At 46.9% G+C, this 25,674-nt stretch carries 17 protein-coding genes; 12 read left to right on the forward strand and 5 right to left on the reverse strand.

The genetic code is table 11. From position 1 onward, the window contains the following. Positions 1–1,185 (reverse strand): hypothetical protein, encoded by a 1,185-nt coding sequence (locus HUU10_13210; GenBank protein NUQ82566.1) that lies wholly within the window; start codon positions 1,183–1,185, stop codon positions 1–3. Between the two features lie 163 nt (positions 1,186–1,348). Between HUU10_13210 and HUU10_13215 the strand changes: the two genes are divergently transcribed. From HUU10_13215 to HUU10_13270, 12 genes are all read left to right on the forward strand, one after another. Beyond that, the gene (locus tag HUU10_13215) at positions 1,349–2,434 is read left to right on the forward strand and encodes an MBL fold metallo-hydrolase (GenBank protein ID NUQ82567.1); all 1,086 of its coding nucleotides are present in this window, start codon (positions 1,349–1,351) and stop codon (positions 2,432–2,434) included. Between the two features lie 358 nt (positions 2,435–2,792). Next, positions 2,793–3,545, forward strand: a complete 753-nt coding sequence (locus tag HUU10_13220; protein NUQ82568.1) for a DUF1819 family protein — start codon at positions 2,793–2,795, stop codon at positions 3,543–3,545. Then, positions 3,532–4,089: a hypothetical protein gene (locus HUU10_13225; protein ID NUQ82569.1), complete on the forward strand. Its 558-nt coding sequence runs from the start codon at positions 3,532–3,534 to the stop codon at positions 4,087–4,089. The genes HUU10_13220 and HUU10_13225 overlap by 14 nt, the downstream gene beginning before the upstream one ends. 16 nt (positions 4,090–4,105) lie before the next feature. Continuing rightward, on the forward strand, positions 4,106–7,699 hold the full coding sequence (gene brxC / locus HUU10_13230) for a BREX system P-loop protein BrxC (protein ID NUQ82570.1): 3,594 nt from the start codon (positions 4,106–4,108) through the stop codon (positions 7,697–7,699). 206 nt (positions 7,700–7,905) lie between these two features. Next, positions 7,906–11,604, forward strand: coding sequence for a BREX-1 system adenine-specific DNA-methyltransferase PglX (gene pglX / locus HUU10_13235; protein NUQ82571.1), 3,699 nt, complete (start codon positions 7,906–7,908; stop codon positions 11,602–11,604). Positions 11,605–11,666: 62 nt separating this feature from the next. Next, complete coding sequence (locus tag HUU10_13240) at positions 11,667–13,202, forward strand: putative DNA binding domain-containing protein (protein NUQ82572.1); 1,536 nt, start codon at positions 11,667–11,669, stop codon at positions 13,200–13,202. A 64-nt stretch (positions 13,203–13,266) separates the two neighbouring features. Continuing rightward, positions 13,267–15,504 (forward strand): hypothetical protein, encoded by a 2,238-nt coding sequence (locus tag HUU10_13245; GenBank protein NUQ82573.1) that lies wholly within the window; start codon positions 13,267–13,269, stop codon positions 15,502–15,504. 16 nt (positions 15,505–15,520) lie between these two features. After that, positions 15,521–17,569: a protease Lon-related BREX system protein BrxL gene (gene brxL / locus HUU10_13250; protein NUQ82574.1), complete on the forward strand. Its 2,049-nt coding sequence runs from the start codon at positions 15,521–15,523 to the stop codon at positions 17,567–17,569. Positions 17,570–18,292: 723 nt separating this feature from the next. Further along, positions 18,293–19,204, forward strand: a complete 912-nt coding sequence (locus HUU10_13255) for an AraC family transcriptional regulator (GenBank protein ID NUQ82575.1) — start codon at positions 18,293–18,295, stop codon at positions 19,202–19,204. A 109-nt stretch (positions 19,205–19,313) separates the two neighbouring features. Next, positions 19,314–20,228: an aldo/keto reductase gene (locus HUU10_13260; protein NUQ82576.1), complete on the forward strand. Its 915-nt coding sequence runs from the start codon at positions 19,314–19,316 to the stop codon at positions 20,226–20,228. A gap of 12 nt (positions 20,229–20,240) precedes the next feature. Then, on the forward strand, positions 20,241–21,209 hold the full coding sequence (locus HUU10_13265) for an aldo/keto reductase (GenBank protein ID NUQ82577.1): 969 nt from the start codon (positions 20,241–20,243) through the stop codon (positions 21,207–21,209). Between the two features lie 536 nt (positions 21,210–21,745). Next, positions 21,746–22,546, forward strand: a complete 801-nt coding sequence (locus HUU10_13270; protein NUQ82578.1) for a DUF1338 domain-containing protein — start codon at positions 21,746–21,748, stop codon at positions 22,544–22,546. Positions 22,547–22,566: 20 nt separating this feature from the next. On the opposite strand, the gene HUU10_13275 is transcribed toward HUU10_13270, so the two are convergent. The 4 genes from HUU10_13275 to HUU10_13290 are packed head-to-tail and all read right to left on the reverse strand — an operon-like array spanning position 22,567 to position 25,436. After that, entirely contained in the window at positions 22,567–23,424 is an 858-nt protein-coding gene (locus HUU10_13275; GenBank protein ID NUQ82579.1) for a dienelactone hydrolase family protein, read from the reverse strand. A gap of 59 nt (positions 23,425–23,483) precedes the next feature. After that, positions 23,484–24,068, reverse strand: coding sequence for a hypothetical protein (locus HUU10_13280; GenBank protein NUQ82580.1), 585 nt, complete (start codon positions 24,066–24,068; stop codon positions 23,484–23,486). After that, positions 24,058–24,540: a sigma-70 family RNA polymerase sigma factor gene (locus tag HUU10_13285; protein ID NUQ82581.1), complete on the reverse strand. Its 483-nt coding sequence runs from the start codon at positions 24,538–24,540 to the stop codon at positions 24,058–24,060. The genes HUU10_13280 and HUU10_13285 overlap by 11 nt, the downstream gene beginning before the upstream one ends. Next, positions 24,537–25,436: an alpha/beta hydrolase gene (locus HUU10_13290; protein NUQ82582.1), complete on the reverse strand. Its 900-nt coding sequence runs from the start codon at positions 25,434–25,436 to the stop codon at positions 24,537–24,539. The genes HUU10_13285 and HUU10_13290 overlap by 4 nt, the downstream gene beginning before the upstream one ends. Positions 25,437–25,674 lie beyond the last annotated feature (238 nt).

Genomic DNA, 25,674 nt, shown 5'->3' on the forward strand with positions numbered 1-25,674 from the left:
TTACCGCGTGACATATGTGTTTAAATAAGTCCGGATCAGTTTCAATCCGATTACCTGAAAAAGAATCACACCCAGCACCGTGACCGCATGAAGCAGATCGGTCAGCGGTCCGCCCATGATAAAGACCAGGTTGATCGACATGGCCAGCGCCAGTCCGCCCTGACCGGTGAGCATCAGACCAATGTTATCGGTCCACCAGACCGGATTGTCAGAGGAATAAAAGGCCTGACGGGCTGCCAGAACCTTCAGACCCATCCGAAGGGCCACGTAAACGAGCACCAGCGCCGCTGCCCAGCCCAGCGCGGATGGCGCCACGAGAAATCCGGCCGCCACATAGACAAAGGAAAAGACCGGCCGCTCGAACCGATATAAAAATGTGGTGAAATGTTCCTGATCCTTGTAGAAGTTCAGAATGACGGCACTCCAGATCATACCGGTGAACAGGGGCGCAAACTTAAAGTAAATGGTGGCCACCGAAAGCACCAGAATATGCGCCACCAGCACCACCGCCAGGTTATAATCGTTTGGTTCGCGTCCCAGCATGAGTACCGCCAACGCCCCGCCCACCACGCCGACCAGCACGTTGATCACAATCCATTCCAGCGGACGGAATCCCAGCCCGGCCGAGACATCGGGCACCAGATAGGCAATCACCAGCCCGAATACCGAAATGGCAATCACATCGGTGGAAACCGTGATGATGTTGAATTGTCTGATCAGGCCCGCCGGCGCCTGCACCTGGTTTTTGATCAGAATGGTGATCAGTTCACGCGAGTTCGAAATCATGATGAGCACCAGCGTGATCAGGACGGCCAGCCAGGCATGCGGAACCTCTCCGTACACCTTCCATAAAATCAGCCAGCCGCCCGCCAGCAGCAAACCACCGAGAATGAACGGGAAATACACCATTTTCCATTCATCCGAATTCTTATCCAGAAAATTGCGGAAGTTGAACCGGCTGCCGAAAATGATCCCGTACAGCAGCGTCACCACCGACACCCAGTTATCGGCATGGATATCGGGCAGTGTATCGGGTGCGGCATGCAGAAACAGGGCCAGCAGGAATCCGAGCAGGATGTAGTCGAGGTTGGTATGAAAAAGCCGGTCTTTTCCGATTTTCTCCTTCAGATAGGTGAGTGCCATGAGCACCATCAGAAAACCGGCCGCCAGCAGAAGATTCAGCATAGAGGTCCAGATTAACGGAACAACCAGCGAAAATAACAAACCCGGCGGTCAATTCTGTACATGAAATGTAGAATGGACCGGTATCTTCGATCTTTACCTGTGCAGGCTCCGTGACACCCGACCGGTGACCGGCCATCTAATCAGGCAAAAAAAAGGAGTTTCCATGTTACTGAGACAATTTGCCGATGAAGGAAATCTGGCCTATCTGCTGGCGGATGAAGCCACAGGCGAAGCCGTAATCATCGACCCGATCCGCGAGAAGGTAAATGACCTGGTGGCCATTGTACACCGCGATAAGCTGAAGGTCACAGCCGTGATTGATACCCACAGTCACGCCGATCATTACACCGGCGCAGGCATCCTCCGTGAAAAACTGGGGTCGGCCGTCATCATGAGCAAAGCCACCGGCGACCAGCGGAAGTTCGATGCCGATCTGGGAAAGAAATTCGGGATTGAAGACATTCTGTCCTACAATTCCACCATTCAGGTGGATCGGTATGTGGGCACCGGTGATACCCTGCAGGTCGGATCGGTCACCATCACATTTTACGAAACCCCGGGTCACACACTCAATTCTCTTTCTCTGAAAGCCGGCCACTACCTCTTCACCGGCGATTCCCTCATGATCGGACAGACCGGTCGGCTCGATCTGCCCGGCGGAAATGCAGCAGCCATGTTCAATTCGCTGCACAAGGTCATTGCCCCGCTGGCCGGTGACGACACCATCCTCTGCCCCGGACATGATTACGACCATCACACCAGCCGTTTTCTGAAGGATGAACTGGCAGTGAATCCGTTCTTTAAACCGCAGACGGCCGCCGAATTCACCGACTTCACCAGTCAGTTTTTCCCGCCGCTGAAACTGGATGACATGGGAGGCGTCTCGAAGATTCAATGCGGGGCAGCGGGCGGACCGGCTCCGGAACCCGAAAAGGGCGTGTTTAACATTCTTCCTGCCGATCTGAACGACAAGATGGAATCGGATGCCTCCTGGGTGCTGATTGATGTGCGTGAACCTTTTGAAACCGCCAACGGCATGGCTCCCAAAGCGGTGAACATTCCCATGAGCCAGCTCGAAACCCGTCTGGGCGAAATCCCGAAGAACAAGCGCGTGGCAATCATCTGTGCCTCGGGTGGCCGCAGTGCCCGCGTCGCCGGATTCCTTCACCAGCAAGGCTGGCCCACGATTTACAACGTCTCGGGCGGCATGATGAGCTGGATGATGAACTTCCTTCCCGTGAACCGGTAAAATACAATCCGGACATTGAGGTTCTCGAAATGTCCGGACCCTGCTTATCCCCGGACATTGAGGTTCTCGAAATGTCCGGACAAAAAAACCCGGATCCTGCCCTTCGGGAAATCAGGGTCCGCTCGAAGGGTCCGGGGTAACCGCACAAAATGTCTGTACCCTGAAGAAACCCGGAGCCCACCCCAGGCCCACCTTTTTTTCACCCGAACTTCCTCTCATTCAGCCAAGCAGAACAACACCCCTAATGCAGATGCTTCTGTCTCTTGTACCATTCAGGCGGAATTGGTACCTTGAAGGATATTTGTAATTTTTAATAACAAACCAGTCAAATATTACGACTCTCCTTCAGATAGCTTGAATGAAAATCAATACAGACATTAACATACTTGGCGGATTAACCAACTGGGGACTGATAAATAAATTCATTCCCAAGGTTAATCAATTCGATCAGATGCAGGAGCCAACGGGTATTTACTCTGGAATCAGAACCCAGAAATCGGTTCAGCGATTTGAACGGGCTATCAGAAAAACATTGTTGCACTTTGAATCACCCGACCTTAAAAATCTTTACACAACTATCCTTGCAGAGGAAGGAATTTCACCAGATTGCATGCTCATGCTTTTCTGGAACACCTCCAGAAACAATGAACTGTTCTGGTATTTAAATCAGGAAGTGTTTTTTCCTTTTTTTTATTCGGGAAAACTTATGATCCGGAAAGAGGACGTGAAGGCGTGTATTCTTGAACTGAAAGAAAAGGAACCCCAGTTAAAGGGATGGAGTCTTGAAACGATTGATGTTGTTGCCAGAAAGTACCTCGCTCTTCTTAAACACTTTTCGCTTGTCACCCCGACTTATCTCAAGGAAATCCTTCATCCGTATTATACCGACCGGGTCTTTATCCTGTTTATTTATTGGATCAAGGCGGTAGAAAAACGGTCTAATTTGCTGGAGAGTTCCTGGTTGGAATATGCGTTGTCTGAGAGAGGTGTATTTCTGGACAGACTGATGAAAAAAAAGTACGCTCCTTACTATAGCTTTACCTATACTGGCAATAGCTTATCTGTAAACTTACTTTTAGACTATAGTCGGATTTACCATGCCATTAAATAACCCCGAACAACTCATTTCAGAGATCAAGCGCCTGGTTGAGTCTGACAGAAGATCTGAGGTCAGGCTGAATGCCAATGGAGGAAATTCCATTCTCCTGATATGTGAACCGATGAAGGAAAAAGAATTCATTGACCACCTTGGAAAGTTATTGCCAACGGAGGATTATTCGCTGATCGACCTGAACGACTGTCTTATTCATTTTGTAAGTAATCAAAAAGATGAATTGAAACAATTATATGAGTTGTTGCAATCGGCGACCCATCAGATTTTCAGAGCCCCGGATCGAGAAGAATCAAACGACCTGTATAGGATTATTATGGAAACGATCAGGGAAACGTTTCGGAATGATAAAGTTCCCGTTTTAATCAACACAGGTGCTCTGTTTGGAACCGGAATCCACAATATCCATATCATGGAACATGACGTGGTCATGAAAGCTGGTTTGCCGTTGGTTATTCTGTATCCGGCCACGATTGAACCTGACAGAATTTTATTCCTTGGTAAACATCCTGCATCAAAATACCGTTGTATGATTATTCAATAATTGCGAAACATCAACCATGCTTATAAAAGACATCTTAACCATCGATCTGAGTGAAGACATTAAAAACGTGATTGACCTGGAGGATACCTCTGAAGGTGCCATTCAATCCGAGATTGAGAACTATATTATTACAGATGGATTGGCCAAGGAGTATGGAGACTTTGTTTCTGTTTATACTTCAAATATCACTGAAACCGGCGTATGGTTATCTGGTTTTTACGGATCAGGAAAGTCCTACTTTGGTAAATTACTCGGGTACATGATGAGCAACCGGCTCATCAATGGAACCCCTGCCCGGGAACGGATTTTACAACGGTTTACCGGCATTGAAGATGAAGCATTGGTGAAAAATGCTATTTCAAAACTAAACAGTATCAACTCACGACTTGTTTTTATGGACATTGCAAAACAGGATACATCGAAAGGTTTTTCGTACGCCCTGTTCCGCAATTTTCTGAAATCACTAGATTTACCAGAGAATGAACACGGCTTTTTGTTGTTTTCATTGATGTGTAATGCCACCTATGGCAATGTGGAAGATTTTCTCCAGGATAAATTGGGTAAATCCTGGAATAACCTGAAAAGCAACCGTATCGTTTACATTGGCACTATTAAAGAAATTTACCTGGGTTTGGGTAATTCTGAATCCGACTATCAAACAATACTTACCACCATCCGCAGAGAAATAGATGAGTTCAGTGCTTCCAGATTGCGGGAAGAATTAAATACCTATTTTAAAGCGGTCAGGGACGAAAAGGTGGTGTTCCTGTTCGATGAAGCCAGTGAGGCCATCAACCAGAAAAAATTTACTCTGCTGGATTTGGAAGGCCTCAGTGAATCGCTCTCCTCATTGGGCGGCAGAGTCTGGACCATTGCCATCGCTCAGGAAAAGCTGGATGATGTCATTAACAATTCAAACATCAGCAAAGCCCAGCTCACCAAGGTGACCGATCGCTTTAAAACGAAAATTCATCTGGAAGCGACTGAAGTCGATGTGATAATCAGAAGCCGACTGTTGAAAAAAAAGGATGATGCGGTTACAAAACTGAAAACACATTACCAGCAACATGCCGGTAAAATTGCAGATCACAGCGGACTGACCGGAGCCGGAAAAACGGAAAGCGAACAGTCCTATGTTACCTACTACCCCTTCTACCAGAACCAGTTTGGCCTGTTACAGAATTTTCTATTCGGAAGACAGGGATATGCCTCAACCAAAGTGGCTGCAAGGGGGATGATCATTACTACCTATGACATTCTGAAACATGAAATTCAGAGTGAAAACCTTTTCCATATTGCTACCGGTTGGCAGATCGCCAAAGAGGCTCAGCCCCAGCCACCAGTTCGGTTGGTAAACCGGTTTTCGAATGCGGAATCCATCCTGCGTCAGGAAAAGAGTGATATTTCAGGCCGTCGTTTGCTTGAAACGATCCATTTTCTCACAGAAGCAGAAGTTGCACCGGCTACCTTGAGTAACATTGTTAAAGCCTATATCAAGACACCCGATGAGTTTCATTCCGCACAAGGATTGATTACAAAAGCGCTGGATATGCTGGTGGAGCATAAAATTTTGCTTCACTCAAACGGAACCTTCCGGATTACCACAGACATCGAGCAGCGACTGCTTGATGAAATGAATCAATTTCCGGTTCAGATTTTTAAAAAGAAGCAGCAGATTATCTCTGCTTTTAAAAATACCGGTTTCATAAAAACAGTCAGCAGAATTAACGAAAACTCTGCGACTTTTGATTTCTATATCACGTCCGAAAACGATGATGAACTGACCTCGCCGGCATTAAAGCAATTAAAACTGAAGGTCAAAAGTCTTTACGGTTTCAGTGACGACCGCAGTTCGGATATTGAACAATTAAAAACTCAGTTTCAAAATGATAAGGATGTTATCTGGCTGGCTCCGGATAACCGTCATTTCAGGGAGATTGACCGGTTACTGGATGAGGTGGAACGGATTAGATACCTGGAAGAGAAATACTCCAACCCAAATTCTGATGAAGGTATCATTATCCGTGCCTTTCAGGCCGAACGCTCAGTTAAAGAAAACAGGCTGAAGGAACTGGTTGAACTTTCTTTAATGGAAGGCACTTCTGTTTATTTGTACAACACGGCCCAATTGGACAAGAACAATTGGCAGGCAACCATTTCCGGTTTGCAGCGACAAATCATTCAGAATGTGTACAGTCAACGGCTGACCGCTCAATTAACCGATGCCATTGCCGAACGGATTATTAAGGAAGGTAACAACCAACGGCTTCATACCTTTTTTACCGGACTTGGTGCCGACTTTCAGTTTTTTGATGCGCAGGGAACCTTTGTCGGAGAGACTCTTAAGCCAGCCGAACTTATCCTCTTCAAAATCAGAAACACCTTTGTCGATGGGGCTACCCTGGAAAGGGAATTTGAACAGCCCCCGACCGGCTTCAGCTTCGGAACCGTAATAACCACGCTGGCGGCCCTGATGCGCGGTAACAAAATCATGGCTCGTTACAACGGATCGGATAAATTCAGTTGGAAAGATGATGGCGTTGCCGTCATTTTCAGTAATTCACGGGAATTCAGAAAGGCAAGCTTTAAAGCGGTTGCCAGATCTTTGTCTGCGGCTCAGAAAAATGTAATGGTCACCACGCTTCAGGAACTGGAGTATGAAATCCATACAGGCAAAAAAATTGACTGGAATATCAACGATTTTGATCTGGTAATTGCTGTGCGGGAATTGGCCAAACGGTTCTGCGATAAAGTTGAGGATATGAAGCGGCAGAACAGGGATTTTGATACTCTTTTCAGCAACCTGGAAACCATTAAAGATCGTTTGGCCGCCTTTACCGGTGCTGTCAGCGAAGCCAACTACATCGACAAGGCAGAAAACTTTTTGTCCAATAAGGCATCGTATGCCGATTATGTTATTGAGATCGCCCGGACAGAAAAATTCATCCGAAACAACCTGGAAAAAATCAGACTGTGGAAAGTCTTTGCAGATGGTGTGATGGATGAATTGGCCAAGGCAGCAAAATCGGATGAGTCCATAACCGCACTGGTTACCACTTTTAACAGTTTGTACAAGGGTGAAGTGGTAAAGAATTTTGCTGAACTTCAGAAAACGGTGCAGAAAATAAAGGATTCCTATTTTGCCCTGATGCAGGCTGCGGCTACCGAGATGGCAGCCAGATACACCACACTTCAGAAAAATGCCGATGACCTGCTGAAAGAAATGGCTTCATTGCCATCTGGTCTGAATGACACTGCGTATGAAAAAGCAAAAAACATTTTACAATATGCGGTCCACCGTACCGCTGCCTCTGTGGAAATTGACTATGATGTAAAGGATAAGAAAACCCGGTTCACCTATTCTGAAATGCTTTCTTTTATTCAACTGTATAACAGTTATAAAACTGATCTGGAAATCATCAGATCAGGACTGATTCGTACAGAACCGCCAAAACCGGCACCCGGTGCAACTGCAGCAGCGACAAGAAAAACCTATTCTGCAACGTTGCCCGGCAAAAAGGTCAAAGTAAGTGAATACAAAGTCTGGCTGCAGCAGGAGCTGCAAAAACTGGCGGGCGCTGCAGACAATGATGACATCGAGATCAACTGAACAATTACGATTGAAACAAGAGAACATCATACAGCAAAAAAGTTATTCGTTCCCCATAAAAGTGGTGACTGTTTGCCGTCTTTTAATGGAAGAGAAAAAAGAGTATGTAATTTAAAAACAACTGCTCAGATCTGGTACATCAATTGGAGCAATTAATAAGACCATGCGATCTAAACTTAATAACCGTCATTCGAAATTGAATTAAAATGAAATTAGCCGATCACGTTGAACATATCCGCCAGCTTATTGATACTGCCTTCCGCAACCGGTTGGGCCGGATGGGCATTACTGCAAAAACCTTGCAGCCGGTAGAGACAATCCATGCCGATTACCATGCAGAAAGAAAGCGGATTGAAGCCATCCGTGAAGTATGGATCGCAGAAACCCGTTCGGCAGCAGAAGCTTACGAAAAACTGGTCGAAGAATTTACTTTTACCCTGTTTAACCGCCTTTCTGCGCTGAAGGTGATGGAAGCTCATACGCTCCACCCGGAAATTGTGACCCGCAGAAGCCAGCACGGAGACCGATCATTTGCTCACCGGCATTGGCTCGAACAAAATCCGGATGGGCGGAACCTGGAAGCGGAAGGTCTGGTCGGGTTTCTTGAGGATCAGTTGTCTGCATTGGCCGGTGACATTCCCCTGTTCAGTCCTCAGTACCCTTACCATTTATTGCCAACGGCCATTGAGCTTAACGGCATTATCAGTGCATTTAATCAGATTGAGGGTGATGCGCAGGTAGAAGAGGCAATCTGGCAGAGTGATGACGTGCTCGGTTGGCTTTACGAAAGCTACAACAACACCAAAAAAGCTGCCCACAAAGAAAGCGGCGATAAAACCGAATACAATAAAGTCAGTATTCAAAGTCAGGTTTATACACCCCGATGGGTGGTTAAGTTTTTAGTGGATAACAGTCTGGGAAAACTCTACCTGGAAATGTATCCTGACAGTGAGATCAGAAACCACTACAAAATTGCGAATTTATCAAAAACCAGAACCCGGGAACCCAAACCGCTAACGGAAATAAAGCTGATTGACCCTGCCACGGGCAGCGGTAATTTTTTACTGTATGGTTTTGATCTTTTTTATGACCTGTACACCGACCAGATTGAAAACTACGGTGCCGACTATGATGAACGTAACCTGCCTGAACTCATCATTACCCATAACCTGCACGGCATTGATCTGGATGACCGGGCCATTCAATTGGCGCAGCTGGGATTGTACATCAAGGCAAAGCGGAAGAAGCGGTCTGCCAGAATTGAACACTTTAATGTGGTAAGCTCCGATTTCTATCTGCCGGAATATGCCGCCGTTAAACATCTGTTTGAAGGCGACAAACCCCTGAGCCCCGAACTTGAACGGATTGTTACCGATCTCTGGACCGATCTGCAGCAGGCGTATAAATTTGGTGCGCTGATCAGGCTGGAAGAAAAGTTCAGCATCCGCCTGCACGGACTTGTACAGCAATTCGGGCAGTTTCAGATCGGGTTTTTCGATGAACAGACCCTGGCCAGTTATGATGGATTCAGAGAAAACTTTTTTGCCAACCTGCAAAAGGCCGTGGTACAAAACACCGCCAAACAGGGACAATCTTTTCTGAACACCAAAACCCAGGATGCCATCACCTTCCTGCAGCTCCTGACCCAGAAATACGATGTGGCGGTTGCCAACCCGCCTTATACCGACAGTTCAGACTTCGGACCGGATCTCAAAAATTTTGTTGAAACCAACTACCGCCAGCCTTACAAGTTTAACACAAATCTTTATGCTACGTTTATAAAAAGGTGCTATGAGTTAACTAACGAACAGGGTAAAATGGCGTTGATTCATCCGTTAACTTTTATGTACATCTCAAGCTTTGAAGACGTAAGAAGATTCTTACTTGAAAAGACAACCATTGATTTGTTTGTTGAATTTGGCTTGGGTGGGGTATTCACTTCAAAAGTTGATGTTGATGTTTGTGCTTATGTAATAAAAAAAGTACCAACAAAAAATCATGAGTCATTTTTCATGAATTTACAGGATTATAAGGGATTAAAAGTAAAAAGGAGTATTTTTGAAGAGGCTTATATTGACTACCTCAATTCTCACCACAACAAACATAATTTCAAATTAAACCAAGAAAAACTCAAAATCATCGAAGGCTGGCCGTTTATTTACTGGATCAGTGATGGGTTTCGGGAGAAGTTTAGGGGGGAGAGTATTGATGCAAATTTTAAACCTACTGTTGGTTTGATGACAGGTAATAATGACAAATATTTACGCTTTCATTGGGAAGTTATAAAGAGTGATATTTCTGAAAATTATTCCATTGATAAGAAAAAATGGATACCATATCAAAAAGGTGGTGAATACAATAAATGGTATGGCAACAATTGGCTTATTGTAAATTATAGTAATAATGGAATTGAATTGGCGTCAAGAACAAACAAGAACTTCTATTTCAAGCCTGGTGTTACTTATTCTGCCACATCATCAAAGGGTGTATCTTATAGAGTTTTACCACCCAATCAAATATTCGATATCAAAGGTTCTTGCGTTTTTCCAGTTTCAGATGAAGGTAACATATTATATTCCTGTGCATTACTAAATTCCAAGCTTGCAACTTATATTATTTCATGTCTAAATGCTACCGTTGAAACCCAAACAGGAGATGTTAAACGAATTCCATTTATCAAACCACCCCAACTTCTAGAAGACAACATTGCTGCCCTGGCAGGTGAGAATGTTGAAATCAAAAAGCAACTCAACTCTTACCGTATTATAGAAACCAATTACCAGCAAAACCCATTATCTGCTTTTTCAGAGGCTTCTCTGAGAGACCGGTTACTTTCGTTCCTCAATTTTGAGAATGCCCGGTTAACCCAGGTTCTGTTAAATGAAGCCGTCATCAATGAACTCATTTTCAAAGTCTATGAGCTGAGTGAAGAAGACCGGTTGCAGGTCGAGACCAAAATGGGAAAACCGGTGGGTCAATTGGGAATTACGAAGGAAGCAAGTACGAATTACGAAAGGGAAATGACGAATGGCGAAATCAAACTGAACCCAATCGTACTTGAACATGTAAAGAAGCTGCCGGTTATTGAGTTTGACGAAGAAAAAAAACGGCAGATTGTTTCAGAGTTTGGTGCTTTGTACCAGAGCAACAATGATCTCGAAGAATTCTGCATCCGTCATCAGGTGAATCCCGTCAACGTCTGGTCCTGGTTTAAAGAAAGCCGGGTGTTGCCTCAGGCCCGTGCAGCAGAAATTGCACTTGAGTTTCTGGCAGATGCCTTCCGCAGCATTCTTATGGCAGATGAAGATGGCATGGTACCATTGGTCGGTCTTCCCGGTGAACCCCGGCTTTACGACCGGTTTGAGGCGTATTGTTACGAAAACGGGTTCACCTCCGCCCAGATTATGCAGATAGACGGTCTGCTTGGCCGTCCGGTTGGTGAGTATATTGAGCAGTTTTTCTTCGAAGATTTGTGTAATCTTCTCAATATTTTTCGACACCTGCCCAAGACGCCGTTCATCTGGCATCTCAGCAGCGGTGAGCATCAGGGGTTCGAGGTCTACATCATTATTTACAAATGGAACCGGGATAGTTTATACAAACTGAAAAGCAGTTATCTGAGCAAACGCACCGAAAGTCTTCAGTTCAGGCTTCAGCATCTGGGAGACAGTTTAACAGCTCAGGCTCAATCAGAAAAAGAAACCATCAGACTGCAACTTCAGGAGATAGACCGGTTTGCCCAAAAGCTTGATGAACTCATAGCCGAAGGTTACGATCCCAAATTGGATGATGGCGTGGGTAAAAACATCGCCCCGTTACAGAAAAAAGGACTGCTGAGAGCAGAAGTCCTGAAGTCTGCCGGCAAAAACTCGCAGCTTGAAAAATATCTGAAAGCAGATTGGTGAGAAGATGGTCAATTATCAATTACGAATTATGAATTACGCGGGTTATCAAGTGCGGAATTTAAATGAAGATTAGCGAAATCATACAACGCCCGGAAGGTCGCAGATTGGAGTTTAAGCAGGAACTACCTGCAGTATCCGATCTCGCCAAAACCATCGTGGCGTTTGCCAACGATGCCGGCGGAGATTTGTTTATCGGCGTTCGAAACAATCCGCGGGAATTGGTGGGCATTCCGGAATCAGAGTTGTTTAAGATAGAAGAACAGATTGCCTCTGTCATTCACGATCACTGCAGTCCGGTTATTGTTCCTGAAATCAGTTTTCACTCAGAGAATGGCTTTCATTTTATTCGCATCCAGATTCACCGGGGTAGTGACTTTCCGTACCATCTTAAGTCAAAGGGATTAAAAGAAGGCACTTTTATCCGCATTGGTTCAACCAACAGGCTTGCAGATGAATCGATTATCGCCGAACTGCAGCGGAGAAAACGAAATGTTTCTTTTGACAGCGAACCTGTTTATGGTAAAAATCCGGCAGATTTTGATATTGAGTCCTTCCGGCAACAGTTTAAATCATTAACCGGTGAAGTGCTAGATGATGCTGCCCTGAATAAGTTAGCTTTGGTAAAAGAACATCAGGGACATTTGCTGCCGGCCAATGCCATGGCACTTTTTTCAGGTTACGAAAGCCGGAAAGACTTATTTCCTTACTCCAAAATTGAATGTGCCCGTTTCAAAGGCACCAGTACCGATACCAAGATTGACGATAAAACGATCACAGAGCAAATAGGCGAACAACCCGCTGAAGCACTGAAATTTATTCAACGGCATGTCGATCAGGCGTCGGTAATTGAAGGTGTATATACCAAAGTTCGCTGGGAATATCCCATGGATGCCATCCGGGAGGCACTTCGGAATGCGGTTGTTCACCGTGATTACAGTCTGACCGGCAAAGATATAAAAGTCGCTATTTACGATGATATGGTCGAGATAACCAGCCCGGGCACCTTGCCACCTTCCATTGATTTTCAGGAAATGGAGGCCCGCCAAAGCGATATCCGCAATAAGGTTATTGCTCCCATATTTAAACGCCTTGGTATTATTGATCAATGGGGTAATGGCTTAAAAATTATTTCCAATGAGCTTAAAGCCTATCCTGAAATTGAATTTAAATGGTTTGAAAGAGGGCTGCAGTTTCAGGTTCAGTTCATCAAAAAGAACGTCCAGCCAGTTGTGTCCGAAGTGATTGATCGTGATGCGGTTGGAAAGGAACTTGGGACTAAGTTGGGACTAAGTTGGGACCAGGTTGGGACCAAGCTGGGACCAGGTTGGGATCAAGCCGGTACTAAGTCTGCACCAGGTTGGCGCCAGGTTGAAAGATTATTGGCTTTTGCAGAAACAGCAAGATCGATGAAAGAACTCATGGAATTATTGGAATGGAAAAACAGGACGAAGTTCAGGGCAAAATACATTAACCCCTTGCTGGAATCAGATCTTTTGGAAATGACAATTCCTGATAAAACCCAAAGTTCAAAACAGCAATATTATTTGACAGCGAAGGGGAAATCGCTTCTTGAATTTCTGAAATCTCTTAATTTGTAATTCGTTTCGCAGAACTATCGTTTCGTAATCCGTAATTGATAATTCGTAATTCCTAATTGAACCTATGACAGAACAATGGCTTAAACAGGATATTCTCCGGCTGATCCGGCACCGAAACCGGTTAGTCATTCTGGATCCGGCAGGCAAGTGCAGTTTTATTCTTCCGGTTCTGGAAAGTCTTCAGATCGTGGTTCTTTCTACCGACGCCACCCTTACACAACCATGGCAGCAGGAAAGGGAAGAACTTTTTCTTCGTCACGATGCAGAAACACGGCATCAGAATACCCCGCTGGCATTTTATGTAACCCGTCCGCAGGAAAAACTCAGTTTTCTCTTCGACTATTGTTTCACCCATGGCTGTCTTGACCTGAGCCATCCGCAGGACTGGCTGAAAAAGAAACTCTTTGCCGGAACCGGGCTTCAGGTGCAGTTAGATAACCCGATGCTGCTGACTGTGGCAAAACTGGGGATCGGCAAAGAACTGGTCTGGTGGAAAAAGATTGTGCAGAACCTGGAAGAAGTCATCAATCTGGAAGAAGAATTACTGCCATTTCTCCACAATCCCGAAACCTATATGGAAACAAAGGATGCCGATGTCAGGCGGTTGTTCGAAGAAAAACTGCACGGGTTAACCGGGTATCCGTATGTCAGCAAGCCCGCCAAAACACTGGCTGATGAGGTGGTAAAACGGTTGCTGGATGGGTTGGCAAATAATGATATTTCAGATTCCCTGTTGGCTTTATACCACAAATGGGCCGATAGCACAACTTACCGGCCCTCATTGGAACCATACATTCAACAGTACCAATTCAATCAGGATTGCAATCCATGGATTGCTCACCCCGATCACTGTTTTCCGCAACTGGACCGGTTGGCACTTGTTAAAATTACGGAGAATATCCGCGACAAGTCGTTTGTAAATGAAAAGCTGCAGATTCTTCACCAGCGAATCAATCAGTCAAAAGCCAGACCATTTGTACCTGCATGGTGGAAGGACGTTCTGGTATTGTTTCAAACAGATGTGCAGCCCCTCAGTAACTGCAAAAACCTGCCGGCTGTGGTTGACTATTACACAACGACTTTTTCAAAAGTTGACCGGGCAATCCGGAATCTGTACGAGGTTTTCCTCAGCGACGAAACCATTATTCGTCCCATGCAGGAGTACTATGAAGGGTTAAACTCCATCTTACTACAGACCTGGTACGAGTTCGCCTCTGAATACCAATCTGACCAGCAGGGATATTTGCCAGAACTTTTCTCGAAGGTCACCCAGAAAACGGCTGTAATTGTTGGGGATGGTGTACGGTATGAGATGGCCGAATTTGTTGCGGCCGACTTACAGAAACACTTCCGGGTTGACAGGCAGATCATGATGGCAGGGATGCCGTCAGAAACCGAACACAACATGAGTGCCTTATACGTTGGGGACAATCAGGTATTACCGATCCATCGGGATCGGGAAAAAGGTCTTACCGAACTAACCGGCAAACCAATTGTTTATTTGTCACTTGACAAGGTCAATTATGGGCTTACTGCAGATTTTCTGGTTCTCAGCTATAAAGACATTGACAGTGTCGGAGAAAAATTACAACTGGGTGCAATCAAAGTATTCTCGGAATTTGAAACCGTTCTGATCGAAAAAATTAAATTACTGCTGAATCTGGGTTACCAGGATGTTTATCTGGTCACTGATCATGGTTTTGTTCTAACCGGGCTGCTGGAGGAAGCTGATAAAATCGACCCACTTCCTGGCCCCGGTAAAGAAGTTCATGAGCGGTTTATCAGAACGGTAGACAAGCTACCGTCGGGTGACTGGCTGGCATTCGAGAGCAGATATGCAGAATTCAATTATGTTTATGCGGCCAGGAACCACCGTCCCTTCCGGTCAAAAGGTGCATACGGGTTTTCTCACGGCGGATTTACACCACAGGAAATTATTATTCCAAAATTCAAATTCTCAAAAACAGTTCCTCCTTCATCCCAACTTGCTGTTAGAATCACCAACAAATCGGATCTGCAGCAATCGACCGGTGAATTGTTCGAAATCCGGCTGGAAGCCACTGGTTCAGAATCAGATCTTTTCAGTTCGGTCAGAAAACTTCAGATAAAATTATTTGCAGGTTCCAAAGAAATTCAAAGCAGTGATATTATTTCCATTGAAGCAAAATCAAAGATAACCAAAGAGTTCTCATTCAGTGGCCATTCACTTGTACATGCCATATTGTTGGATGCAACCACTCAGGAGCAACTTGACACAGTAACAATAAAAAAATCCACCCTGCGCGATTTGGGTGGATTGTAAATTAAATGGAATCATTATGATCATTTTAGATGACTTAGATAAAAAAGCATTAGACCATTTCAGAGGTTTTGTAGTAAAGAAGGATCTGGTAGGCATTGTTAAAGGTGGTGCCAATGTTCCAGCCTTTGTACTTGAATACCTTCTGGCCAACACCTGCAGCACCGATAATGAAGAGAAACTGAAGGAGGGAATTGAGAATGTAAAGAAAATTCTACGTGATCATTATATCAATCCGGAAGAAAGTACACTCATTCAGTCCAAACTCCGGCAAAAAGGCAGATACAAGATTATTGATAAAATTTCAGTTGAGCTCGATTCACAAAGAGACCGGTATTGGGCCAATATCAGCAACTCGAACATCAAAAAGGCAAATATTGGTGACGAGTTGGTCCGTAACCATGAAAAACTAATGCTTGGCGGGATTTGGGCCATCATTGAAATGGAATACGATCCAATGATCACAATCGGTTCGACAGTTTATCCTTTCGTGGTCAGGGATATAAAACCGATTCAGTTATCAAGTTTCGATACGACACGCATTGCAGACAAGCGCAAAGAGTTCAGTAAAGCTGAATGGAAGACTTTATTGTTACGGAGTGCCGGCTATGAACCTTTCAGTGAAGGGTTGGATGAGCGTAAATTGAGTTTGCTGTTGTGCCGGTTAGTTCCACTGGTGGAAGCTAATTTTAATATGGTGGAACTCGGTCCAAGGGCTTCCGGGAAATCCTATATTTATTTGGAAACGACACCGTACGCATTGGTTGTATCTGGCGGGCAAGGGACGGTGGCCCAATTGTTTGTAAACAATACCACCGGCAGAATCGGGGCCGTTGGTTTAATGGATGCCATTTGCTTTGACGAAAGTACCGATAAATTATTTCCAGACCGTGAAGCCATTACACTGATGAAAATGTACATGGAATCCGGTTCCTTTTCGAGGGTAAAAGGAGGGGAAATGTCTGGCTCAGCATCGATTATTTTAAACGGAAATATTAATCAACCGGTCGAAACTGTTCTTCAAACTTCTCATTTATTCAGTCCACTATCTGATGAAGTGAACTATGATACAGCATTTCTGGATCGTATAAATTTATTCCTTCCCGGATGGGAGATTACTAAGTTCAGTCCAAAAAATTTCACAAACCATTTTGGTTTCAGTACAGACTTCTTTTCAGAGGTTCTTAAGTCTCAACGGAAAATCACTTATTACGATTCTATTGATAAATACTTCGCACTTGGTTCTCACCTGAAGCAACGTGATTCAAAGTCTGTCCGACGAATTGTTTCTGGATTTATCAAGTTGTTACACCCGGATGGACAATATTCCAAAGAGGACATAAGGGAATATTTGGTTATTGCATTGGAAATGAGAAGACGGGTTAAGGAACAATTAAAACGTATAGGTGGAATGGAGTTTTGGGACACCAATTTTTCATACATTGATAAGGAAACACAGGAAGAAATTTTCATTGGGCTACCCGAGGAAAAAGGGTCCTCAATCATCGAGAATAATCCACTTCAACCCGGTATTTGCTATACAGCAACCAGTGACGGCGAGAATATTTCGTTAATTAAAATTGAAGTTGTTGCCCTAAAAGGAAGTGGCAAACTGATTGTGACGGGCACTAACAATCGGGAAGTAAGAGAAGCGATAATTAATACCTACAATTATCTCAGAGCCAATGAAAAAAGTATTCTGAATGAGCAACATTCTCTGGATAGTTTTGACCTGAATATTCAAATCAGTAATCTGATGGGTGCACACATTTCCGGCGGAATCGGGTGTGCGGTTTATGTTGGTATAATTTCAGCCATCTACAAAAAAAATCTGAAGTCCGGTCTTGCTGTTCTGGGTAACATATCCATTGGTGGCGCCATTGAGCGATCTTTAAATTTAGCTGATAAGGTTAGTTTACTTTCTGAAAATGGTGCAAAAACGGTATTGGTCCCCATTGATAATCTATCCGAGATTACAACCCTACCATCTGGTGTTTTAGGAAAAACAGACACCCCGTTTTTTGTAAATAGTCAGATGTTGTTGCAAAAGGCGATATTGGGAGATTGAGTGATTGAGAGTTGAACATATTCTGAAAATTCTGATGATCAATTCAATTTACCGTTGTAATATTAAGTAGTATTAATGAGGTGCCCAGATAACATCCTTGTTGCCTCGAGTTGTCCAGGAGATTAACCAATGGATTCGGCTCTCGGGGACCGGTGGATAAATGGTACAATTCTTTCAGGATCTCAACTCCGGTTAACGGGTGAGTGGCGAAGCAGGTTGCTTCAAACACTGCTGAAAAGGAAGAGTTATCTATCTGATAAGTCGGTGGACATCCTTGTAAAATGGACTAAATAAACCCTCTCCCTTACCCTCTCCGGCGGAGAGGGAAAAATCGGGGAGGCGGTTGTTGAAAATGGCCGGCAAGCACCAACCAGGCCTTTTCAGCCAGAAAAAGTGTAACCCATGTCCTCGTACAGGTGTTGCCGATGTCCACGGTCCGGGCGATTTCTGGGTTGATAGAAATTATCGCGCCCCACACCAACCCAATCACCAATGGTTCTTCTGTATTCTGTATTCTGTATTCTGTATTCTGTATTCTGTATTCTGTATTCTGTATTCTATATTCCGAATTCCGTATTCTGAATTCTGTTTTCCCTTCTGGCTCCCGGTCCCTGAGCAAAGTCGAAGGGCCTGACTCCTGTCTCCTGTATTTTTGGATGACCTGTGAGGACGGTACCATTAAGTTCTGATCACAGGGGAAACACTCAAATAATCCGATCAGCTATGAAGATTACTGTTCACCATTCCATCGCCGACCTGTACCACACCCTTGGTCTGCCGGTCAGCGGGGAAATTGATTTTACCATTCTGTCCATCCCGGCCATTCATCCGGTCATTCCCTTTCAATCCCCTCATTTGCGGGCCGACTATTTTTCATTCATTCTTACCAAAGACGGATCCGGGACCTACTTTCTCGATGATCATCAGTTTCCCTTTGGTCCGGAAAGCTTTTATTTCACCAATCCGGGACATGTGAAGCGATACAATCTGGATGAATCGGAACAGGCCCTGATCATTGTACTCTCAGAATTTTTCCTCACGGAATATGTCCATCCGAACATCTTTCATGAATTCCCGTTTCTGCTGGCCGAAATGGCTCCACCCGCCACGCTGAAAAAGCCTGATTTCGCCGAATTTGAACGGTTATACACACAGATTGAAGCAGAAGCAGAAAAACCATCGGCTTATCAGCAGAACATTCTGGGCAGTCTCATTCTGGTTCTGCTGTATAAAATGAAAGCCCTGTTCTGGCAGAACTACAACCCGATCGCCGAAGGAAACACCACCTCGCGGATTGTGCAGTCCTTCAAAAAAATTCTCGAATCCGAATTCAGAACCATTCTGCAGTCGGAAAGTCCGGCCGGTATCCTCCAGGTCCGTCAGATTGCCGATCAGCTGAATATTCACCCGAATTACCTGAACGCCGTGATCAAGAGTAAAACCGGACGTCCGGTTTCCGACTGGATTGCCAAACGCACGGTTTCCGTTGCGAAATCCCTGCTGCTCAACACCGCTCTGACGACGAAGGAAATTGCCTTCCGGCTGGGATTCAGCGAACCCACCCATTTCAGCCGGTTTTTCAAGAATCAGACCCGGCTTTCTCCCGGCGAATACCGTTCCCAAACCAGGCGGTAACCGACTCTTTGAAAGTGGTCCGTTTCTGTTTGATTCGGGTTCTGAGAGTTCCGGCTGAACCGGCAATCTTTGCAGTATCAAGTTAACTGCAAAAAAAAAGGAACAGATTATGGAAACACTCTCACTAACCACCCGGCATTCATCAGGTATCCCCTTTGTCGGATTCGGGACCTATCAACTGTCATCCGACCAGGCGGAGGTTGGCGTACGGGAAGCACTTAAATCCGGCTATCGTCATATCGATTCTGCGGAGGCCTATCAGAATGCAGACGGCACCGGAAAAGCCATTCGGGAATCGGGGCTAAACCGATCCGATTTGTTCATCACCACCAAGCTGTTTCCCGGTTACAAGCCATGGGGAGCGCCCGAAAAATCTCACGCTCAAACCATTGAATCCTTAAAAAATCAGCTTGTTCAATTGCAACTGGACTATGTAGATTTATTCCTGATTCACTCCCCCATGGCAGAAACCCGTCTTGAACAATGGCAAGCCCTGATTGACCTGCAACGGATGGGTCTGACCCGGCATATCGGGGTATCGAACTACGGGATTCCCCAGCTTAAGGAGATTACAGAAGCCGGGATGGCAAAACCTTTCGTGAATCAGGTGGAATTCCACCCGCTTTGTATGCGACCGGCGCTTACCCGTTACATGCAGGAGAAATCCATTGCCCCGATGGCGTACAGTTCTCTGGCTCCGCTGTCGACCTGGCGACCCGTGGATGGACAGGGTGGCAACCTGCTTACCGACCGCAAAACGGATAGTCAGACCACTTGTCGGAAGTTGGCCTTGAAATACCAGGTTTCAGAGTCTCAGATTTTATTGCGGTGGGGACTTCAGCACGGGTATTTGGTCATTCCGAGAAGCACACGACCCGAGCGGATCCGTCAGAATATTGACTTGTTCGGATTTTCTGTTTCACCGGAAGACATGGCGCTGTTAGACGGATTGAACCAGGACCTGCCTTTTGCCTGGGCTGGCAGCGGACTCGATCCCATGGAAACCGCACCCATAGTATCATAATCAGGAGTTCAGATGGAAAAGCGACGAATCGGAAACAGTGATCTGATGGTATTTCCCATCGGACTGGGAACCATGGGCATGTCGGAATTTTATGGAGCCACCAACGATGAGGTGTCCATTAAAACCATCCATCAGGCGGTGGAATGGGGCGTGGATTTTTTTGATACAGCCGATATGTATGGCAGTGGCCACAATGAGGAATTGCTTGGAAAAGCACTGAAAGGGCGGTCCGGCAAGGTAACGGTGGCCACCAAGTTTGGCATCAAGCGCGGACCAAAGGGGGAATGGCTGGGAACCAGCGGGAAACCGGACTACGTGAAGCAAGCTTGTGAAGCCAGTTTAAACCGGTTGGGCATGGATGTGATTGATCTGTACTATTGTCACCGGGTGGATCCCTCCACCCCGATAGAGGAGACGGTCGGCGCCATGGCAGAGTTGGTGAAGGAAGGCAAGGTACGCTATCTCGGTTTGTCGGAAGTGAAGGGTGAAACTCTGAAGCGCGCCTATGCAGTTCATCCCATTGCTGCCGTTCAATCGGAATATTCCATCTGGACCCGGGATATTGAAGAGGCGAATCTGACCACCTGCCGGGAGTTGGGTGTTTCAACCGTGGCATACAGTCCGCTGGGACGCGGGGTACTGACCGGTGCCCTGAATAACCTGACGGATCCCCGTGATTTCCGGACGCATTTACCACGACTGCAGGGAGAGAACCTGAAGGCCAATCAGGAAATTATCCGCGTTATTGCTAATATGGCGGCTGCCAAAGGGGTGAAACCCGCGCAAGTGGCGCTGGCTTGGGTTCTTTCCCGTGGAACAGATGTGATTCCCATTCCCGGTACCAAACGGGAGAGCTATCTGGCAGAAAATCTGGAATCAATTCATATCAGATTCAGTGAGGATGAGGTTCGGATTCTGGATCAGCTATCTGCGCTGGTGAGGGGTAACCGCTACGGAGACATGTCGCTGACTCTGCAATAGGAGTGGCTGTTTCTTCGAGTGGATGAGTCAGGTCCGGTCAGGGTTGGGAAAGACCGGTCATCGAGTGACGAGCGAAGTGAGTTGTATCGAGATGACCGACTTGAGGGTGAACTGCAAAGCAGGTTGCTTCAAACACTGCTGAAAAGGAAGGGTTATCTATCTGATAAGTCGGTGGACATCCTTGTAAAATGGACTAAATAAACCCTCATCCTTACCCTCTCCGGCGGAGAGGGAAAAATCGGGGAGGCGCTGGTTGAAAATGGCCGGCAAGCACCAACCGGGCCGTATTTAGCCTTTAAAGTTGTAACCCATGTCCTCGTACAGGCGTTACCGAAGTCCCCGGTCCGGGCGATTTATGGGTTGATAGAAATTTCGCGCCCCACACCAACCCAATCAGCATTGGTTCTTCTGTATTCTGTATTCTGTATTCTGTATTCTGTATTCTGTATTCTGTATTCCATCTTCTGTCTCCTGTCTCCTGACTCCTGTCTCCTGTATTTAGTACCTTTGCAAAAAACCAAAAAGGATACCAAACCATGGACCCTATTCATTCCCTCTTCGACCGGCTGTGGACCGACTATTCCACCCGGAATCCCATTGCTAACCAGATACATGCCCTGCTCGAGGCCCGGGGCGAAAGCGTTGTGAATGATCACGTCGCCTTCCGGACATTCAACACCCCTTCGATCGGACTGGCCAAACTGGCTCAACCCTTCCTGAATCTGGGGTATGAGGAGAAGGATCCCTATCATTTCCCTGAGAAAAAGCTGTTCGCACGGCATTATGATCACCCATCCGGTGCTTATCCGAAAGTTTTTATTTCCGAGCTGCTGGTTGAAGAATTTTCAGCCGATTTCCAGAAGGTGATTGAACTGCTGGTGAAACAGGTTCCGCCATCCGTGGTGAAAAGTGCCGATTTTCCCATTGCGGGCATTCCCTGGAAAATGATCGATTCTGATACCTATGAGTTTCTGCGGAAGGAAAGTGAATATGCGGCCTGGATGGCGGTGAACGGTTTCCGGGCGAATCACTTTACTGTTAGTGTGAACCGCTTGAAAACCTTTTCCTCATTGGAACAACTGAACACTTTTCTGAAGGAAAACGGATTCCGGCTGAATGCCGAAGGAGGCGAAATCAAAGGATCCCCGGCGCAGTTACTCGAGCAGTCTTCCACCATGGCCAACCGCATCGACATCGAACTGGCCGATGGTGTTCATACCCTCCCGGGCTGTTACTATGAATTTGCATTGCGGCACAAGGGTCCGGATGGGAAACTGTACCCGGGTTTTATTGCTGCTTCGGCAGATAAGATTTTCGAATCTACCGACCGGAAGTAATTCCGGCCGGTGATTCCGGTTTATTTCAGATGAGAGCGCAGGAAGGCAACGGTCTTCCGCATGGCATCTGCGGCCATCGTGCCATCATGTTTCGGGTTGGACGGATTGGCGAAGGCATGATCGGCCTCGTACCAGGCAATGGTGACGGGTTTACCGGCCGTTTTCATGGCTGATTCGAAGGATGAAACCACCTTTTCGTTGATCCATCCGTCCTTCCTGGCGAAGATGCCCAGCACATCCGCATGGAGGGATTTAAGTTTTTCCGGATCCGATTCGGGCATGCCATAGTAAATCACACTGGCCGAGGCTTGCTTTCCGGCCAGAAGCGCCGCCTGATGCGACCATCCGCCCCCAAAACACCAGCCCACGGTTAACACATTGGCATCCTTCCCGACATACTGCAGGGCGCCACGGATAATGGCCTGGGACCGTTCAGCCGTACTCGCCTGCATGAGCTGACCAGCTTCCTCGCGTTTCGCCGTCACTTTTCCATCGTACAGATCGAGCGCCAGAACGCGAACCGATCCCAAGGAATCGGCCAGACGGATGGCTTCGGCCCTGATGTGGTCGTTCAATCCCCACCATTCATGGAAGACCAGCAGCACATTGCCGGTCTGGGTGGCCGGTTTCACTTCAAAAGCAAAAGCTGGTTTCCCGTCGGCAACAGGAATGGTGATCATCGTTCCGCCGGTTGTCATGGTTTCTCCTTTTCCCATTGGTTCCTGATGACTCATCCGGAAGGTGGAATCAGCAGCCAGTTTTGCAAATTTGGCGGTGGCAGACGGCCCGGTCTTATGCGAACCGGTTTCGCAGCAGGATTGTGCGTGAACCGATCCGGTTAAGAACAGGGCGATGGTTAATGCAATCAGACTTTTCATTGGTCAGATCCTTTTCGTTAATCTGTTTCAGAACCGCACAAAGATACCATCAGGTTCCCTTATTGACCTCCCGTGAGCGACTCAAGCGCCTGTATCACCGGTTCGGCTTCGTGTTCCAGCCGGGCGCGCTGCCGCCGGTACAGCATCCACCCGCCGAAAATCATGATGGCGGAAACCACCAGATGTGCCGTCAGCCGGAAGGTCAGATCACCGCGGCTCAGCACTTCCAGGTAGGTGAGATTCACACCCAGCAGAATGGCGAGCATGTACCAGGGAATCACCTGCCGGGTAATCATCAGGCGCCGCCGGATGGCCTTCAGATGATGATTGGCAAACTCGGTTACCGGCAGATCGAGTGACTCTGTAGCGCGGGTGGACCGGTTCAGGATAAAACCGAGCGCCACCATCATGGACAGAATCAGCAGAAGCATTCCAGACCAGCCGGCCGGGGTCTCCATGGGTGAATCAATCAGCATGTACAGAAAAAACAGGATGGTCAGTCCCAGGCAGATGCCGGCTGTCCACTGCGATCGTTTCCATTTGGCTTCCAGCCGCCGGGCTCCGGCCATCCAGGAGGTGAGATCGGGTGCCTGTGGCGGTTGTTGCTGCCAGAGGGTTTGCAGGTCAGAAAAATCAGGATTCATGTCCGGTACTCCGAAGAAGTTTTTGTTTGATCCGGTTAATTTTCACGCCGACATGGTTGGTGGTCAATCCGGTAATGCCGGCGATGTCTTCATAGGACTGACCTTCGAGCACCAGTGTGATGATCACACGGTCGGCTGGTTCCAGACGGCTGATGGCCAGACGCAGTTGATCCAGTTGCGGATTCTCTTCTGTATGTCCGGCCTGATCGTGCACGGTGGCATCGAACGGCTGGAACCGGTCCCGTCGAACCTGTTCCTTCCGCACATGCATCAGGGCCGTGTTAACCGCCACGCGGTAAATCCAGGTGGACAGTGAGGAGTCACCCCGGAACTGATCGTAACTGCGCCAGACATTGATCAGCATTTCCTGATACAGATCACCCACATCTTCCACCCGGTAATAATAGCTGTGACAGAGCCGGTATAAACGCTGACCAAACTCCTTCAGCACCTGATCCACCGCTGGTTTCATGAACGCTTTCCACCAAGGAACGGCAGAATCCGGTCCATCATCCAGACGGGTTCATCCAGCATGATAAAATGATAGGCGTTGGGAGCCATTTCCACGGTCACTCCTTTCAGGCGTGCGTATTGGGATTCATAGGTTTTCTTCACTGTTTCCATGGTCAGTCCGTACGGTTTGGCTGCAGCCCACGCACCGAGTACCAGCACGGGACACCGGATGCCACTCACCGCCTGGCGCAGATCGGTGGTCATGAGTTCATCGGTCATGGAGGCAAAGATGCGGCGATTGCTCCTGACCGCCCATTCCACAGCCAAAGATCGGGATGCCGAATCGGCAATCATCATTCTCAGTGAATTCTGAGTGGAAGCCTTGAACTGATTGACAGGTTGGTTCAATGTGAACGTTTTCATCATGGCAGCCTGCGGCCGGATCATCTCCACGGTGGCAGCCGGATTCATGGCTGCAGGCAGAAACGGAAGTGCATCGACGATGACCAGTTTTTCCAGACCGGACGGATGGTCGATGGCCAGCCGGAGTCCGATAATGCCCCCCAGGCTGTGGCCGATGAGAATGGGTTTGCGGCCGAGGGCACCGATATACCGGTTCAGATCGCTGACGATCAGAGCAATGGATGTGGTATCAGGAGCCGGCGTTCCGGCAAATCCGGCGAGCGTGATTACATGGCAGGCGTATCCCGATTCCTGCAGACGGGTAACCGTTTCCTTCCAGACCGATCCGTCACAACCCAGACCGGGGATCAGAATTATGGGGATGCCGGCTCCCGTCACCTCTGCCGAAAAGGTGGATTGAGCTTTCAGCACACCGGTGGCAAGCAGAATAATGAGAATTAAAAACACGGTCCTGAACCGTTGATTCCGAGGGGAGTGGCAGATGGTTTTCATTGGATTCCTTTCTGTTGTTACCCTTTGGGTGCATCGGGAGGGTGGATTTATTACATGGTGAGATTGGTGAATGGGGATTTGTGATTGGTGAATGGAAAAAACCCGGTGGCTGAGGGTCTCGAAGCCAAAGGGTTTTTCAGGTGAACAAAAAGCAATGATCAGAGATCAGTTAATACAAGTGATTGGTTGATGGAAAAACCCGGTGGCTGAGGGTCTCGAAGCCAAAGGGTTTTTCAGG

This window comes from Bacteroidota bacterium, from assembly GCA_013360915.1.
GTDB lineage: Bacteria > Bacteroidota > JABWAT01 > JABWAT01 > JABWAT01 > JABWAT01.